The following is a 17,194-nucleotide window of genomic DNA, read 5'->3' as shown; positions in this document are numbered from 1 at the left end:
GAAATTGTGATGACTTCGTTCAACTCCGGGGCTCAACCCCAGAACCGTGCGCCCCAATCCATCGGCTTCCTGCTGCTGGACAACTTCACATTGATCTCCCTCGCGTCAGCGGTCGAGCCACTGCGTATGGCGAATCAGTTGTCAGGCCGCGAGCTGTATCGCTGGACCACACTGACAGCGGACGGTGGCCAGGTATGGGCCAGCGATGGTCTGCAGATCACCCCCGACGCCGCCATGCACAAGGCGCCGGTGCTCGACACCGTGATCGTCTGCGGTGGCGTCGGCATTCAGCGCACTGTCACCCGCGAACACGTCAGCTGGCTGCAGAGCCAGGCGCGTCAGTCCCGTCGTCTGGGCGCGGTGTGCACCGGCAGTTGGGCATTGGCCTGCGCAGGTTTGCTGGACGGATTCGATTGCAGCGTGCATTGGGAATGTCTGGCCGCGATGCAGGAAGCTTTCCCCCGCGTTGCCATGAGCACGCGCCTGTTCACCCTCGACCGCAACCGCTTCACCAGCTCGGGCGGCACCGCACCGCTGGACATGATGTTGCACCTGATCAGCCGCGATCATGGTCGTGAGTTATCCGCCGCCATCTCGGAGATGTTCGTCTACGAACGCATCCGCAACGAACAGGATCACCAGCGTGTGCCGCTCAAGCACATGCTTGGCACCAATCAGCCGAAGCTGCAGGAAATCGTTGCGCTGATGGAGGCCAACCTGGAGGAGCCGATTGATCTGGACGAACTCGCGGTGTATGTCGCCGTGTCCCGGCGTCAGCTGGAAAGGCTGTTCCAGAAGTACCTGCACTGCTCGCCATCGCGCTATTACCTCAAGCTGCGCCTGATCCGCGCCCGCCAGTTGCTCAAGCAAACGCCGATGTCGATCATCGAAGTAGCGTCGGTGTGCGGGTTCGTGTCCACACCGCACTTCTCCAAGTGCTACCGCGAATACTTCGGCATCCCGCCACGGGACGAACGCGTCGGCTCCAACACCGCGCAGCAGGTGGGTATGTTGCCGATCCCGCAGTCGATCGTTCTGGCGCCGTTGTCCGGGCCGCTGTCGGCGCTGAGTCAGGCGCGTAATGAATCGACGTTTGCGAGCGTGCGATTGTGAGGCGATGATTTAGCCAGACGCCATTGGAAAAACGCTAGAACCCCGGATAGGAGCGCGCTCGCGATGTGCCGATTCAGACGATTAGGACATCGTCTGAGCCGTGCTTTTGCGGGCAAGGTTCTTATCGAGCTCGTAAATGGGCAGCCTCATTAAAAGATTATTTTCCGCTTTACGCCCTCGCGCTAAATCCTCCCGTTTTAGATTTATTTGAACCTGTCCGCTTCTGTTTATAACTGCCTTGCCGCGTCGGTCGCGGGGAGTCCTATTGTTAAGTTGTGGCAGTTACTGTCATTTCTGCCAGTTTACGCGCCTGAGCGGCCCGACGTATAAAGTCAGCAGGATCTCCGTGGCTCAGTTTCTTAAGGATTGCTCATCGAGCAAGGATGCTGAAATGAAAACATATGGCCTGATTTTTTTGATGGCGCTTATTCTGGGATGTACTAACAATCCGGATATTTCTTCCGGGTCGCGACAAGTCAATGCAGTAGATGGCAACGCCGTAGCGGCCTCTATCCAGCTTGCGTACCAGGATACCCGGCATGATTGTGGCAACGCGTCGAAGCCAGCCTTTTTATGCGCAGGCGTGCTCTTTAGAGGCACGAGCACTTCCGGTGCCCATCACGCCTGGAACCCTGCGCCGGGGAAAACCGGTGTTTCGTTCTCCTACGTGCGCAAGGACGCTAACTTTGACCATCTCGCCGTGGGTACTGATAACGGGTTTATCTTTTATCCGATTCTTTCCGCACCGTCTGGAAAAGATCATATGTATGTCCTGTGCTCGTTTCCTATTGACGGTTATACCTGGATACGGGCCCAGCCAGGTTGCGGAGAAAGCTCTCGATATCCCGGCGTGAGCGGGCGTTGCCAGTCTCAGGGCATTTCCACCGCAGATCAGTGGAAAGCCCATTTCGACAAGGGACCATCAGGTGCAGACAGAGAGCTAATCTACGGTTATGTCTGTGCTTTTGATGTAAGCACTGAGATGAATGCCTTAGGTGCCGAGTCTTTTTATCAGTCACTGAGGGCCATGCATCTTTTGCCTGCTGAACTAAAGCACCGTTACAATGAGTTAATTGTTCAAGCGTGGGCTCAGGACATTCCGGCAAAGCTTCCCATTCAAGCGTTTTTTTATACTTCTGTCAGTGGGTTAGTAAGCGCAAAGCACAATCAATGGGATTTTTTCAATAACACAGGTGGAATCTTCGTTCCGATCATTCATATGACGCTGCCAGCAGTTGTCACTGGCGACGCGACATTTACTTATAACCCGGCAGACCAATATTGCCAGCCTGATGCAACTTCCTGCTTGTGACGGGCGTTGTAAGTTTGCCGTGTTAGTACGTTAGCCAGAGCTCAAACTAGCGGGGCATTGTTTCTGTATATCGCGAGCGCCGGCAACAGCTGCTGATCAATCGCCTGGCGCACGGCTGGCAAAATCGTTGCGCTGCCGCTCAGCAGTTTCTCCACCAGTTGCCGCAATGCCCGAGCGCGATCTTCATTGAGGCCGCGCACCGCCTGTGCGCACGCCTGTTCCGCGCTGAGGCCGGAGGGTACTTCGAGACCGATCGCCCTGAGTTGGCTGATCAGGTCGTCCTGGTCGATGAGGTCTGCGTGCATCATGACGTGCGCTCCGTTCTTGAGGTTGGCCTGATTCTGGTGGTGCGCGCGTGAGCTCGGCAAGCGCTCGCGTCGCTGATGTCTGGCATACGCATCACCGTGTCGTTTTCGGCTATGTAACTGTTTAGTTCATTTGGCATAATCGCCTCACTTACATTGCACGGGGTACGGTTTGGTCACCCTCTGGCCCGCGCAGATGCCTCACCCCGGTTTTGTAACGGCTTAACCGGGGATTTTTTTGCCTGTCGTTTGGGCTCCCACGAGCGGCAGGGCATGAGCGGTCTGCGCAACGTCGGATGGTTTGATAAACTCCGCAGCCTTCCAGGAGCCGCCATGAACTACCGTCACGCCTTCCACGCCGGCAACCATGCCGACGTCTTCAAACACATCGTTCTGACTCGCTTGATCGCGCTCATGTCGCGCAAAGAACAGCCACTCGCTTACCTCGACACTCACGCGGGCATCGGCCTGTATGACTTGCAGGGCGATCAGGCCACGCGCACCGGCGAATGGATCGAAGGCATCGGCCGTCTGTGGGATGCCGAAGACGTGCCTGAAATGGCGGGCGGTTACATCGACGCGATCCGTCACATGAACCGCAAGACCGGCGAACTGCGTTACTACCCGGGCTCTCCCGAACTGGCCCGCCGCCTGACCCGCGAACAGGACCGCGTGCTGCTCAACGAAAAGCACCCGGAAGACGGCGCGCTGCTTAAAGACAACATGAAATACGACCGCCGCGTCGCCGTGCACCTGGGCGAAGGCTGGCACGTGCCCCGGGCCTTGCTGCCGGTTCACGAGAAGCGCGCAGTGATGCTGATTGATCCGCCGTTTGAGCAACTGGACGAGATGAAGCGCTGCTCCGTCGCCCTCAAGGAAACCATCGCGCGGATGCGCCAGACCGTCGCCGCCATCTGGTACCCGATCAAGGACCAGCGCGCGCTCAAGCGTTTCTATCAGGACCTGGCCGAAACCGGCGCACCGAAACTGCTGCGGGTCGAGTTGTTCGTGCACCCGCTGGACACACCAAACAGCCTCAACGGCTCCGGCCTGGCAATCGCCAATCCGCCATGGGGGCTGGAAGAAGAACTGCGCGAGTTGATGCCATGGCTGGCGAAGAAGCTCGGCCAGACGCAAGGTGACTGGAAGATGGATTGGCTGATTGCGGAGTAACCGCTCTTGGTTTCTGCGGCGTGACGGCTTACGTCTTCCCGGCTAAAGCCGGTCTCACTGAGAGCACGCGTAGTGTCAGTGGGTTCAGCTTTAGACGGGAAGGGGCCATGAAGTGATGCAGCGGACACCGTTCATGTGGGAGTGAGCTTGCTCACGAAGGCGGCATCTCAACCGCTGACTATTCAGCGGATGTAATGGCCCATTCGCGAGCAAGCTCGCTCCCACAATTCGTTCATCTGCCGGAGGATCGGCGATGTCTGCCTCCCCCGGCCAAGGCAGCCTTTGCCGATACCAGGGATGCCAGCGGGTCCAACGCGGCCGATCCCTCTATGGGGTAACTCAGTTCCCCGCCAGACTCGGCGGCATGCAGACGCCGGTGCCGCCAATACCGCAGTAGCCCTGGGGATTCTTCGCCAGGTATTGCTGGTGATACGCCTCGGCGAAGTACACGGTGGGCGCCTGGTCGATTTCGGTGGTGATCTCCCCGAGACCGGCCTTGGCCAGTTCGGCTTGATACACCTCGGCACTGGCCTTGGCCGCCTGCAGTTGCTCAGGTGTTGTCGCGTAGATCACCGAGCGGTATAGGGTGCCGATGTCGTTGCCTTGGCGCATGCCCTGGGTCGGGTTATGCAATTCCCAAAACATCGCCAGCAGTGCTTCGTAGCTGACCTTCGCGGGTTCGTACACCACGAGGACCACCTCGGCATGGCCCGTCAGGCCTGAGCAGACTTCTTCGTACGTCGGGTTCGGCGTGAATCCCCCCGCGTAACCCACAACAGTGCTGACCACACCTTCTTTCTGCCAGAAGCGACGTTCCGCACCCCAGAAACAACCCAGGCCAAAGATGGCGAACTCGACGTCATTGAAGAACGGCCCAAGCAGCGGCGTGCCGTTGACGAAATGGGTTTCGGGCAGGGTCATGGGTGTTTCGCGCCCAGGCAGTGCCTGCTGAGCGGTGGGGAGAGCGTTTTTATTCACAAGAATTTCCGAGCGCAAGACCATGAGGCACATCCTCTCTGGGGCAGGACAACCAACATGCGTTGTCAGTGAAAACCGTATATGGGGTCAGCATCGGCTGATGCAAATGCAGGGCGGCAAGTGTGCCGCACTGATGTGATGCGGGGAAGGGGGACTCAGGCCAGTGGGCCGCGCGGGTAACGACGCAACTTCTCGATCAGCTCTTCGCCCGGAATCGGCTTGTCGAACAGATAGCCCTGACCGACATCGCAGCGATGGCGACGAAGAAACGCCAGCTGTGCCGCCGTCTCGATGCCTTCGGCGACCACGGTCAACTTGAGGTTGTGGGCCATGGCGATGACCGCGGAGGTGATTTCCATGTCGTCCTGATCATCCGGGATGTCCCTGATGAAGCTGCGGTCGATCTTGATCACGTCGATGGGGAATTTCTTCAGGTAACTGAACGACGAATAACCCGTACCAAAGTCATCCATCGCCAGGGTCAAGCCGAGGGTCTTCAGCGACTCAAGTTGCAGGCGCGTGTCTTCGGTTGCCTCCAGCAGCAAGCCTTCAGTCAGTTCCAGTTCCAGCAGCGACGGGTCGAGCTGTTCGTCACGCAGGATGCTGGCCAGCGAGGAGACCAGCTCCGGATCGGAAAACTGCTTCGGCGACACGTTGATGGCCACATGCAGTTTGCCGTAACCGGCGGCGGTCAGTTGCTTGCTCATGCGGCAGGACTGGCGCGCGACCCACTTGCCGATCGGGATGATCAGGCCGGTCTCTTCGGCGACGCTGATGAACTGGTCCGGGCGGATCATGCCTTTTTCCGGATGATTCCAGCGCAGCAACGCTTCCATGCCCAGCAGACGGCCACTGCGCAGGCACAGTTTGGGCTGGTAAAAGACCTCAAGTTCGTTCTGCGTCAGCGCGCGGCGCAGGTTGTTCTCGACGAACAGCTTGTAACTCGCTTCGGCGTTCAGGGCTTCGGTGAATACCTGCACCTGATGCTTGCCGTTGGCCTTGGCCTTGTGCAGCGCCAGGCCTGCGTTCTTCATCAGCGTCTGCGGGTCGCGGCCATGGATCGGCGCGCAGGCCAGCCCCACCGAACCGGTCACGCTGATCAACTGATTGTCGACAAACATGGGCTTGTCCAGCGTGCTCAGCACCTGGCTGGCGACCCGTTGGCCTTCTTCGGGACTGGTGTCGTCGAGCAGTACAGCGAATTCGTTACTGGCGAAGCGCGCCAGAATGCCGGTCGGGCTCAGGCTGTTGCGCAGGCGGCGAGCGAGGCTGATCAGCAGCTTGTCGCCAGTCTGGTGGCCGAGGCTGTCGTTGATGCGTTTGAAGTTGTCGATATCCACCAGCAAAAGACTGATCGGCGTCGCGACGTCCCGGGCAAAGTGCTCGTCCAGGGTTCGGATGAACGCCGGACGGTTGCCCAGACTGGTCAGATTGTCGGTGTACGCCAGACGCTCGATCCGCTGCTGGGAGAGCTTGGCCTGGGTGATGTCCTCGTAGATGCCGATGTAATGGGTCAGCTCGCGGTTGTCGCCGTAGACCTTGGAAATCGACAGCTGGCCCCAGTACGGTTCCAGATTTTTGCGTCGGCTCTTGAACTCGCCCTGCCAGCTGTTTCCGCTGACCAGACTCGAATTCGCGTCGAGCAGCAGCGCGCTGAGGTTTTCCAGCGCCGGCAGCTCCGACAGGCGATGCCCGTGAACCTCATCGGCCGGGTACTGGGTGATCTCGGTGAAGCTCGGGTTGACGTACTCAACCACGCCGTCGCGGTTGACCAGCAAAAACGCGTTGGCGCTCTGCTCCACGGCACGCTGAAACAGGTGCAGGGCGCTGGTGGCGGTGCGGCGGTTGTGGTTGTTGATGGCGTGGGCAAACTGATCGGCCAGCTCACCGGCAAAAGCAATCTCATCGGACTGCCATTCCCGTGGCGTACCGGTTTGCTCGAGACACAGCACGCCCACCACCTGGCCATCGATGCGCACGGCGGCGTCGAGAATGGCGGTGATGTCCTGGGTCCGCAGTCGCTCAACCAGCTCGCGCGTACGCGGATCCTGCTCGACATCGTTGACGTCGATGGCGCGGCTGGTGTGCAGCACGTCCAGGTAGCTGGGGAATTCGCTGATGTCGATCGCGTCGGTCTTGGGGAACGTGCTGGTATCGCGGCGATACTCGGCAATAGGCTCAAGGGTCTTGCCGCTGAGGTTCCACAGGCTGGCGCAGGAGATGTTGTAGATCTCGCAGGCGCTTTTGGTGATCAGCTCTGCGGCTTCCTGCAGCGAATTGTTCGAACTGTAGCGATGGCGCGCCAGGCGCAGAATCAGGCTTTGCTGTGCGCGGACCCGCTCGAGATGCAGCAACTGTTCGCGCTGGGCGCGTTGATTGAGCTCCAGCGCAATCTGCAGACGGGAGTTCTGTACTTCCAGATCGGGGCCGATGATCAGTTCGCCGGGCTCGATCTGCCCATCAACCACCATCAGGTAGCCGCGCAACAGATGCCGGGTGTGTTGCTTGTATCCCTCACCGATTTCCACCAGATTCAATGGGCCGCGCGTCGTGTGCAGGGTGTAGCGGATCAGGTAATGGGCGCTGCCGGCCAGCTGCATCTGCACGGCGTCGTGCAGTTGATAGCGCGCTTCGGGCTCCATGAGGCTGGCGTAAGGCGTGCCCACCAGCGCGCAAAGTTCGACGGCGGGCATGCTGAATTGCTTTTCGCAGTTAGGATCCAGATAGAGCATGGCCCAGCTGGGTTCATTCAGCCGCTCGAAACGCAGCATGCCGAGCCGCGAGGGCACCGGTAATTGCGTCACGACCTCGGCCGCCGGTCTACCGGCAGCATCAGGTTGGCTTTTCATGAAGGAACTCGCTTTCAGGGTGCTGTCGCGCACGGGCAAGGAGCCCGTCTTTAAGTCGCGTGCCGCAAGGTTGCATCATGGCGAACGGGCTGACAAGTCAGCGCGATGGCTTAGTGCTATAAATCTGTCGGCAGACGGTTGATTTACTGGAGGTAATTGATCGGATTGTCGGGATGAGGGTCGAGCGGCTGGTGTTTGTGCATGATCCGTTATCGGCAGCGCGACCGAATACTGTAGGGCCTTTGGAGCTGCTGATGAATCCATTTTAAAAGCGCAAAAAAAGCCCCGCCGGTGAGCGGGGTTGAGGTACGAGCGTGGCAGCTCGAGAAAACGAAGGCCCGTTTCGCGAGAAACGGGCCTTTTACGGCTTACAGCAGGATCGTGCGGATGTCCGCCAGCAATTCGCTCAGACGCTTGGTGAAGCGCGCCGCGGCGGCGCCGTTGATCACGCGGTGATCGTAGGACAGTGACAGCGGCAGCATCAGGCGAGGCTGGAATGCCTTGCCGTCCCAGACCGGCTGCATGGTGGCCTTGGACACACCAAGGATCGCCACTTCCGGCGCGTTCACGATCGGCGTGAAGCCGGTGCCGCCAATGTGGCCGAGGCTGGAGATGGTGAAGCAGGCGCCCTGCATGTCGTTGGCCGACAGCTTTTTGGAGCGTGCCTTTTCCGCCAGCTCGGCCGCTTCAGCTGCCAGTTGCAGCAGGCTCTTCTGGTCGACGTTCTTAATCACCGGGACCAGCAGGCCTTCCGGCGTGTCCACCGCGAAGCCGATGTTGAAGTACTTCTTGCGAATGATGGCTTTGCCGCTTGGCGCCAGCGAACTGTTGAAGTCCGGCAGCTCCTTGAGCATGTGCGCGCTGGCCTTGAGCAGCAGCGGCAGAATGGTCAGCTTGACGCCAGCTTTTTCAGCCACGGCTTTCTGCGCGATACGGAAAGCTTCCAGATCGGTGATGTCGGCCTGGTCGAATTGCGTGACGTGCGGAATGTTCAGCCAGCTGCGATGCAGACCGGTTGCGCCCAGTTGCATCAGACGCGTCATCGGCACTTCTTCGGTTTCGCCAAAACGGCTGAAATCGACTTCCGGAATCGGCGGGATGCCCATGCCGCCGGCAGCGCCGCCAGCAGCAGGCGCGTCCTTGGACTTGGTCATGATCGATTTGACGTACGCCTGGACGTCTTCTTTCAGCACGCGACCGTGTGGGCCGGTTGCCGAAACAGCGTTCAGCTCGACGCCGAACTCGCGTGCCAGCTGACGAACAGCCGGGCCAGCGTGAACCTTGGCGCCGTTGTTCGCAGGTGCAGCGGCTGGAGCAGCGGGCGCAGGGGCGCTTTCAGCTTTTGCAGCCGGGGCAGCAGCGGGCGCCGGAGCAGCCGCTTCCGCCTTGGCCGGAGCCGGGGCAGCAGCTTGTGCAGGCGCCGCAGCCGGTGCAGCACCCGCCACTTTCAATTTCAGGATCAGGTCGCCCGTGCCGACCTCGTCTTCGACCTTGACGCTGATGCTTTCGACAACGCCTGCCGCGGGAGACGGGATCTCCATCGAGGCTTTGTCGGATTCCAGGGTGATCAGGGATTGATCAGCTTCGATGCTGTCGCCCACTTTGACCATCAGCTCGATGATGCGAGCCTTGCCCGACGAACCGATGTCCGGAACGTGAATGTCCTGAACGGTATCCGACGCCGCAGGTGCAGCCGCTGCGGCAGGCGCCGCTTCGGCTTCTGCTGGCTTCTCGGCTGGCTTTTCAGCAGCAGGGGCAGGCGCGGCAGCAGCAGGTGCAGGTGCAGGTGCAGCAGCAGGCTCGGCCGCCGCTTCACCTTCTACTTCCAGCTCAAACAGTTCGTCGCCTTCTTTCAGGCGGTCGCCCAGCTTCACTTTCATCGCCTTGATGACACCGGCTTTAGGCGCAGGGATTTCCATGCTTGCCTTGTCCGACTCCAGCGTCAGCACGCTCTGGTCAGCTTCAATGCGATCACCGACCTTGACCATCAACTCAATAACTTCACCTTCACCGTTGCCGATGTCGGGTACGCGAATTAACTCACTCACAATGTCTCTCCTTAGGAGAACCTGTTCCTCGACTGCGCCGATTCATCTGCGACGAAACAGCCTGGATGCTCATTTACCGAAGTAAATTCCGCATCGGCGGCTGTTTCGCGCACCTTTCAGCGCTCTATTCGATCGTTACGCAGACCTTAGCAGTCCAGCGGGTTGCGCTTTTCAGGATCGATGCCGAACTTGGCAATGGCTTCCGCCACGACTTTAGGTTCGATATCGCCGCGATCGGCCAAGGCTTCCAGGGCGGCCAGCACCACGAAGTGACGGTCAACTTCGAAGAAGTTGCGCAGCTTCTTGCGGCTGTCGCTACGGCCGAAACCGTCGGTGCCCAGAACTTTGTATTCCTTGGTCGGAACCCACTGACGGATCTGGTCAGCGAACAGTTTCATGTAGTCGGTCGAAGCGATCACCGGACCTTTACGGCCGTTGAGGCATTCCTCAACGTAGCTCAACTGTGGCTTCTGACCCGGCTTCAGGCGATTGCTGCGCTCTACGGCCAGGCCGTCGCGACGCAATTCGTTGAAGCTGGTGACGCTCCAGACGTCCGCACCGATGTTGAACTGTTCGCGCAGGATCTTCGCCGCCTCGCGCACTTCACGCAGGATGGTGCCGGAACCCAGCAGCTGCACGTGGTGCGCGGCTTCCTCGGTGTCTTCTTCCAGCAGGTACATGCCCTTGATGATGCCTTCCTCGGAACCGGCCGGCATGGCAGGTTGCGTGTAGGACTCGTTCATCACGGTCAGGTAGTAGAAGACGTCCTGTTGTTCTTCGAACATCTTCTTCATGCCGTCCTGAATGATCACCGCCAGCTCGTAGCCGTAGGTGGGATCGAAGGTGCGGCAGTTCGGGATGGTCGAGGCCAGGATGTGGCTGTGACCGTCTTCGTGCTGCAGACCTTCACCGTTCAGGGTGGTACGACCGGCGGTGCCGCCGATCAGGAAGCCACGGGTGCGGCTGTCGCCTGCTGCCCATGCCAGGTCGCCGATACGCTGGAAACCGAACATCGAGTAGAAGATGTAGAACGGAATCATCGGCTGGTTGTGGCTGCTGTACGAAGTACCCGCAGCGATGAACGACGACATCGCGCCGGCTTCGTTGATGCCTTCCTCGAGGATCTGACCCTTCTTGTCCTCGCGGTAGAACATCACTTGTTCTTTGTCGACCGGCTCGTACAGCTGGCCTACGGAAGAGTAGATGCCCAACTGGCGGAACATGCCTTCCATACCGAAAGTACGGGCTTCGTCCGGGATGATCGGAACGATGCGCTGACCCACTTCCTTGTCCTTGACCAGTTGGGTCAGGATGCGCACGAACGCCATGGTGGTGGAAATTTCGCGGTCGCCGGAGCCGTCAAGGATCGCCTTGAGGGTTTCCAGTGGCGGGGTCGGCAGGCTGAAGCTCTGCGCACGACGCTGTGGCACGAAGCCGCCCAGTGCAGCACGACGCTCGGCCAGGTAACGCGCTTCGGCGCTGCCTTCTTCAGGCTTGAAGAACGGCAGGGCTTCGAGCTGATCGTCTTTGATCGGGATGTCGAAGCGGTCACGGAAGTGACGCAGGCTGTCGACGTCGACCTTCTTGGTGTTGTGCGCGGTGTTTTTCGCTTCACCGGCGCCGGTGCCATAACCCTTGATGGTCTTGGCCAGAACCACGGTCGGCTGGCCCTTGTGGTTCACCGCTGCGTGGTAGGCCGCGTAGACCTTGTACGGGTCGTGGCCGCCACGGTTGAGTTTCCAGATTTCGTCGTCGGACATATCCGCAACCATCGCCTTGAGTTCTGGCGAGTTGAAGAAGTGTTCGCGCACGAAAGCGCCGTCTTTGGCTTTGTAGTTCTGGTATTCGCCGTCAATGACTTCGTCCATGCGGCGTTGCAGGATGCCGTCGACGTCTTTGGCCAGCAGTGGGTCCCAGAAACGGCCCCAGATGACTTTGGTCACGTTCCACTGAGCACCGCGGAACACGCCTTCCAGTTCCTGGATGATCTTGGCGTTGCCGCGAACCGGACCGTCCAGACGCTGCAGGTTGCAGTTCACGACGAAGATCAGGTTGTCGAGCTTCTCGCGACCGGCCAGGGCGATGGCGCCCAGGGATTCCGGCTCGTCGGTCTCGCCGTCGCCCAGGAAGCACCAGACTTTCTGCTTGCCTTCCGGGATGTAACCGCGGTGCTCCAGGTACTTCATGAAGCGCGCCTGGTAGATCGCCTGAATCGGACCCAGACCCATGGAAACGGTCGGGAACTGCCAGAAGTCTTTCATCAGCCACGGGTGCGGATAAGACGACAGACCGTTGCCATCGACTTCCTGACGGAAGTTGTTCATCTGGTCTTCGGTGATGCGCCCTTCCATGAACGCACGAGCGTAGACGCCTGGCGATGCGTGACCCTGGAAGTAGATCAGGTCGCCGCCGTGTTCGTCGGTCGGGGCCTGGAAGAAGTAGTTGAAGCCGATGTCGTACAGAGTTGCACTGGAAGCGAAGCTGGAGATGTGGCCGCCCAGGTCCGGGTCGCCGATGTTGGTCTTGACCACCATCGCCAAAGCGTTCCAACGTACCAGCGAGCGGATGCGGCGTTCCATGAACAGGTCGCCGGGCATGCGTGCTTCGTGGGTAACGGGGATGGTGTTGCGGTAAGGCGTGGTGATGGCGTATGGCAGCTGCGAACCACTTCGTGTGGCCAGCTCACCCATACGGGTCATCAGGTAATGAGCACGGTCTTCGCCTTCTTTGTCGAGAACCGATTCCAGGGCGTCCAGCCATTCCTGGGTTTCGACGGGATCGAGGTCTTGCATGGCTTGCTCCAGGGCGGAAAGGCTTCCAGAATCGGTTGCCTGAGTTTGTTGCGACTGGCCTTGTGGGCAGACGATATAAAATTCTTGGATGACCGGATGGGTCCCCGGCGTTGTGTAGTTTTACTACAAATCTCGGGCTAATTCAGCTTTTTGACTTGTATATACAGTAGTAAAACTACAGCTGAGCGACGTTTTCACTCGTGGTGCAGTGTCCGTTAAAGCAGTGTTCTCAGTGTAAAAATCTGACGAATCGTCGGACCTATCACGTTGAAAACCAGAAAATACCCGTCATCAGCAATTTTTAACCTTTGTTCGACAGTCCGTCCGTTGCGTGTATACAACCGCCGTGGCGGGCTGCCATTTGAACGCCGATCAAGGATAGACCATGAGCCTTCCCCTGCTGGCCGAGCTGCCGGCTGTCCTTCTGCCGTTGGTCACTCGTGCGCGTCAATCCTGGCGCACCGCTCTCGATGCCCTCACAGATGACGCCAGGCATCCATTTCAGGCTTGGCCCGAGGCGCGGCTATTGGCGTTCGATCGTGTATGTGCGGCCAGCGACTTCGTCGCCGATCAGGTTTCACGCGATCCGCTGATGCTGCTCGACCTCGCTGAATCCGGTGAGCTGGAGCGCAGTTTTGCGCCCGGCGAGCTGCTTGGGCACATCGCCAATGCCGTCATTCAGGCTGCCAGCGACGATGAACTGGGGCGTAATCTACGTCGTCAACGCACGCGCCAGCAAGTGCGAATTATCTGGCGGGATCTGACCCGACAGGCTGATCTGGTGGAAACCTGCCGCGATCTCTCGGACATGGCAGATGGCTGCATCGATCTGGCTTACAAGTGGCTGTACGAGCGGCATTGCCAGCAATTCGGCACGCCGACCGGCCGTCGGACAGGCGAGCCGCAGCAGATGGTCATCCTCGGCATGGGCAAGCTGGGCGCCGTCGAGCTGAATCTATCGTCCGACATCGATCTCATCTTTGCCTACCCCGAGGGCGGCGAAACCCAAGGCGTCAAACGCCCGCTCGATAATCAGGAATTTTTCATCCGCCTGGGTCAGCGATTGATCAAGGCGCTGGACCCGGTCACGGTCGACGGCTTTGTCTTCCGGGTCGACATGCGCCTGCGCCCGTATGGGTCTTCCGGTGCACTGGTGCTCAGCTTCAACGCGCTGGAGCAGTACTACCAGGATCAGGGCCGCGACTGGGAACGCTACGCCATGATCAAGGCGCGTGTGGTGGGCGGCGATCAGGAGAAGGGCAGCGAGTTGCTCGACATGCTGCGGCCGTTTGTCTATCGCCGCTATCTGGACTTCTCCGCCATTGAAGCGCTGCGCACCATGAAACAGCTGATCCAGCAGGAAGTCCGGCGCAAGGGCATGGCCGAGAACATCAAGCTGGGGTCCGGCGGCATCCGCGAAGTCGAATTCATCGCTCAGGCGTTTCAGTTGATTCACGGCGGTCGCGATTTGAGTCTGCAGCAGCGGCCCCTGCTCAAGGTGCTGAAAACCCTTGAAGGCCAGGGCTATCTGCCCGCTGCCGTCATCGATGAGCTGCGTGAGGGCTATCAGTTTCTGCGCTACACCGAACATGCCATTCAGGCGATTGCGGATCGGCAGACGCAAATGCTTCCGGACGACCCGCAGGATAAAGCGCGCATCGCGTTCATGATGGGCTTTGCCGATTGGGCGAGTTTCCACGAACAACTGATGTACTGGCGTGAGCGCGTCGCGTGGCACTTTCGTCAGGTTATCGCTGACCCGGACGAGGAAGAAGGCGAGCAGGACCACGGCGACGAAATCGTCGGCGGAGAGTGGCTGCCGCTGTGGGAAGAGTCGCAGAACGAGGAAAGCGCCTGCCTTCAGTTGCAGGAGGGCGGTTTCGCCGATGCGCAAAAGGCGCTGAAAAACCTGAGCAACCTGCGCAACAGTTCGCAACTTCGCTCGATGCAGCGTCTGGGGCGCGAGCGGCTTGATGCCTTTATTCCGCGCCTGCTCGCTCAGGCTGTCGAACACGACAATCCAGATCTGGTGCTGGAGCGCGTGCTGCCGCTAGTGGAAGCGGTGGCGCGTCGCTCGGCGTATCTGGTCTTGCTCACCGAAAACCCCGGCGCGTTGCGTCGATTGCTCACCCTGTGCGCCGCCAGCCCGTGGATTGCCGAGCAGATCGCCCGTTTCCCTTTGCTGCTCGATGAGCTGCTTAACGAAGGTCGCCTGTTCAGCCCGCCCCAGGCGCTAGAACTGGCCGCCGAGCTGCGCGAGCGTCTGACACGTATTCCCGAGGACGACCTGGAACAGCAAATGGAAGCCCTGCGCCACTTCAAGCTGGCTCACCGTCTGCGCGTGGCTGCGTCGGAAATCACCGGCAGCCTGCCGCTGATGAAAGTCAGCGATTACCTGACCTGGCTGGCCGAAGCGATTCTGGAGCAAGTGCTGGCGCTCGCCTGGCGCCACACCGTCGCCCGTCACGGTGCACCGCGCCGACCGGATGGCACCTTGTGCGACCCCGGTTTTGTCATCGTCGGCTACGGCAAGGTCGGCGGCATCGAGCTGGGTCACGGCTCGGATCTGGACCTGGTGTTCATTCACGATGGCGATCCCCAGGCTGAAACCGACGGGGCCAAGCCGATCGATGGCGCGCAGTTCTTCACCCGGCTCGGTCAGCGGATCATTCACCTGATCACCACCCAGACCAACTCGGGCCAGTTGTACGAAGTCGACATGCGCCTGCGTCCGTCTGGCGCGTCGGGACTGCTGGTGAGTTCCCTCGGGGCGTTTTCCCGCTATCAGGAGAACGAGGCCTGGACGTGGGAGCATCAGGCCTTGGTGCGCGCGCGGGTGCTGGTGGGCAGCACCGATGTCGGCCGGCAGTTCGAGGCCGTGCGCGCCTCGGTGCTGGGGCGGGAGCGGGATCTGCCGAAGCTGCGTCAGGAGGTCAGCGAGATGCGCGCCAAGATGCGCGACAACCTCGGCACCCGCACAACGTCGGCAGGCAAGGGGGCGAATGCGTTTGAGCCGACGGCGCGGTTCGACCTCAAGCAGGACGCCGGAGGTATCGTCGATATTGAATTTATGGTGCAATACGCGGCCCTGGCGTGGTCCAGAGAGCATTCCGCGCTGCTTCGTTACACCGACAACATCCGTATTCTCGAAGGCCTTGAGGAGGCCGGTCTGATGGCCGCCGCCGATGCCGGTCTGCTGCGTGAGGCGTATAAGGCCTACCGCTCGGCCGCTCACCGACAGGCGTTGCAGAACGATCCGGGCGTTGTGGCCGGCGACCATTTCGCCACCGAACGGCGCGAAGTGATGCGGATCTGGGGAGCGTTGGGGCTGAGTTGATTGCCATGACGTTGGATGGCAGCAGGACCGGCCCCTTCGCGAGCAAGGTGGAGCGCCACCCCGGTCGCTCCCACGTTAGGTGAGCGATCCTGTGGGAGCGAGCTTGCTCGCGAAGAGGTTGATGAGAACACTGCAGGGTTCGGATCTAACGGATCTATATAAAGCTATGACAGGGAGGCGTCAGGCGGCGTGTGCAAGCATCACGCAGTCTGATGGGCCTCCCTGCTCGTTTCTGGTCGTTTTTGGATGAGCATGAGAATTCTGATCGTAGGGCCCAGCTGGGTCGGTGACATGGTGATGGCGCAGACGCTGTTCCAGTGCCTCAAGCAGCGTCACCCGCAGTGCGAAATCGATGTGCTGGCGCCCGAGTGGAGCCGGCCGATTCTTGAGCGCATGCCCGAAGTACGCACGGCCTTGAGCTTCCCGCTCGGCCATGGCGCGCTGGAGCTGGCCACGCGCCGGCGCATCGGCAAATCCCTCAAGGGCCAGTACGATCAGGCGATTCTGCTGCCAAACTCGCTGAAGTCGGCGCTGGTGCCATTCTTCGCCGGTGTTCCCAAACGCACCGGCTGGCGTGGCGAATTTCGCTATGGCTTGCTCAACGACGTGCGCACCCTCGACAAGCAGCGCTACCCGCTGATGATCGAACGCTTCATGGCGCTGGCCTACGACAAAGGCGCCGAGTTGCCGCACCCTTATCCTAAACCCAGCCTGCAAATCGAAACGGCCAGTCGCGACGCGGCGTTGGCCAAGTTCGGTCTGAGCCTTGACCGGCCGGTGCTTGCGCTGTGCCCGGGCGCCGAGTTCGGTGAATCCAAGCGCTGGCCTTCTGAGCACTACGCCAAAGTCGCCGAAGCGAAGATTCGTGAAGGCTGGCAAGTCTGGCTGTTCGGCTCGAAAAACGACCATGCCGTGGGCGAAAGCATCCGCGAGCGGCTGATCCCGGGCCTGCGCGAAGAATCCACGAACCTCAGCGGCGGCACCTCACTGGCCGAAGCCATTGACCTGCTGTCCTGCGCGGACGCAGTCGTCTCCAACGATTCCGGGCTGATGCACGTGGCCGCTGCGCTGAATCGCCCACTGGTGGCGGTCTATGGTTCAACCTCGCCGGGCTTCACGCCGCCGCTGGCCGACGAAGTCGAGATCGTCCGCCTCGGCATCGAGTGCAGCCCGTGCTTCGAGCGCACCTGCCGCTTCGGTCATTACAACTGCCTGCGCCTGCTGGAGCCGGATTCGGTGATCCAGGCCCTCGGCCGTATTGGCGCCGCGCCGGTCGAGGTCGCCTGA

At 60.2% G+C, this 17,194-nt stretch carries 10 protein-coding genes; 5 read left to right on the top strand and 5 right to left on the bottom strand.

From position 1 onward, the window contains the following. Positions 1-9: 9 nt before the first annotated feature. Together QWI20_RS01925 and QWI20_RS01920 are read left to right on the top strand one after the other, a co-directional pair. Positions 10-1,113, top strand: coding sequence for a GlxA family transcriptional regulator (locus tag QWI20_RS01925; protein WP_282371699.1), 1,104 nt, complete (start codon positions 10-12; stop codon positions 1,111-1,113). Between the two features lie 346 nt (positions 1,114-1,459). Then, positions 1,460-2,425 carry a halovibrin HvnA gene (locus QWI20_RS01920; protein ID WP_369303913.1) on the top strand — a complete coding sequence of 322 codons (966 nt, stop codon included), beginning with the start codon at positions 1,460-1,462 and terminating at the stop codon, positions 2,423-2,425. A 41-nt stretch (positions 2,426-2,466) separates the two neighbouring features. On the opposite strand, the gene QWI20_RS01915 is transcribed toward QWI20_RS01920, so the two are convergent. Beyond that, complete coding sequence (locus QWI20_RS01915) at positions 2,467-2,733, bottom strand: hypothetical protein (RefSeq protein WP_369303912.1); 267 nt, start codon at positions 2,731-2,733, stop codon at positions 2,467-2,469. A gap of 330 nt (positions 2,734-3,063) precedes the next feature. Between QWI20_RS01915 and QWI20_RS01910 the strand changes: the two genes are divergently transcribed. Next, the gene (locus QWI20_RS01910; protein ID WP_369303911.1) at positions 3,064-3,903 is read left to right on the top strand and encodes a 23S rRNA (adenine(2030)-N(6))-methyltransferase RlmJ; all 840 of its coding nucleotides are present in this window, start codon (positions 3,064-3,066) and stop codon (positions 3,901-3,903) included. 339 nt (positions 3,904-4,242) lie between these two features. On the opposite strand, the gene msrA is transcribed toward QWI20_RS01910, so the two are convergent. The 4 genes from msrA to aceE all read right to left on the bottom strand — a co-directional run bounded on the left by msrA (position 4,243) and on the right by aceE (position 12,570). Continuing rightward, the gene (gene msrA / locus QWI20_RS01905; RefSeq protein WP_369303910.1) at positions 4,243-4,905 is read right to left on the bottom strand and encodes a peptide-methionine (S)-S-oxide reductase MsrA; all 663 of its coding nucleotides are present in this window, start codon (positions 4,903-4,905) and stop codon (positions 4,243-4,245) included. A 131-nt stretch (positions 4,906-5,036) separates the two neighbouring features. Next, on the bottom strand, positions 5,037-7,730 hold the full coding sequence (locus tag QWI20_RS01900) for a putative bifunctional diguanylate cyclase/phosphodiesterase (protein ID WP_369303909.1): 2,694 nt from the start codon (positions 7,728-7,730) through the stop codon (positions 5,037-5,039). Positions 7,731-8,098: 368 nt separating this feature from the next. Then, positions 8,099-9,778, bottom strand: a complete 1,680-nt coding sequence (aceF, locus tag QWI20_RS01895) for a dihydrolipoyllysine-residue acetyltransferase (protein WP_369303908.1) — start codon at positions 9,776-9,778, stop codon at positions 8,099-8,101. 146 nt (positions 9,779-9,924) lie between these two features. Then, entirely contained in the window at positions 9,925-12,570 is a 2,646-nt protein-coding gene (gene aceE, locus QWI20_RS01890; protein WP_369303907.1) for a pyruvate dehydrogenase (acetyl-transferring), homodimeric type, read from the bottom strand. Between the two features lie 385 nt (positions 12,571-12,955). On the opposite strand from aceE, the gene glnE reads away from it, so the two are divergent. Both glnE and waaF read left to right on the top strand, forming a co-directional pair. Then, positions 12,956-15,907 carry a bifunctional [glutamate--ammonia ligase]-adenylyl-L-tyrosine phosphorylase/[glutamate--ammonia-ligase] adenylyltransferase gene (gene glnE / locus QWI20_RS01885; RefSeq protein ID WP_369303906.1) on the top strand — a complete coding sequence of 984 codons (2,952 nt, stop codon included), beginning with the start codon at positions 12,956-12,958 and terminating at the stop codon, positions 15,905-15,907. A gap of 252 nt (positions 15,908-16,159) precedes the next feature. Then, on the top strand, positions 16,160-17,194 hold the full coding sequence (gene waaF / locus QWI20_RS01880) for a lipopolysaccharide heptosyltransferase II (RefSeq protein WP_369303905.1): 1,035 nt from the start codon (positions 16,160-16,162) through the stop codon (positions 17,192-17,194).

This window comes from Pseudomonas sp. W2-17 (genome assembly GCF_041060445.1).
Lineage (GTDB): Bacteria > Pseudomonadota > Gammaproteobacteria > Pseudomonadales > Pseudomonadaceae > Aquipseudomonas.
The sequence above is the reverse complement of the archived record's forward strand: the minus strand, read 5'-3'. Positions and strand labels throughout refer to the sequence as shown.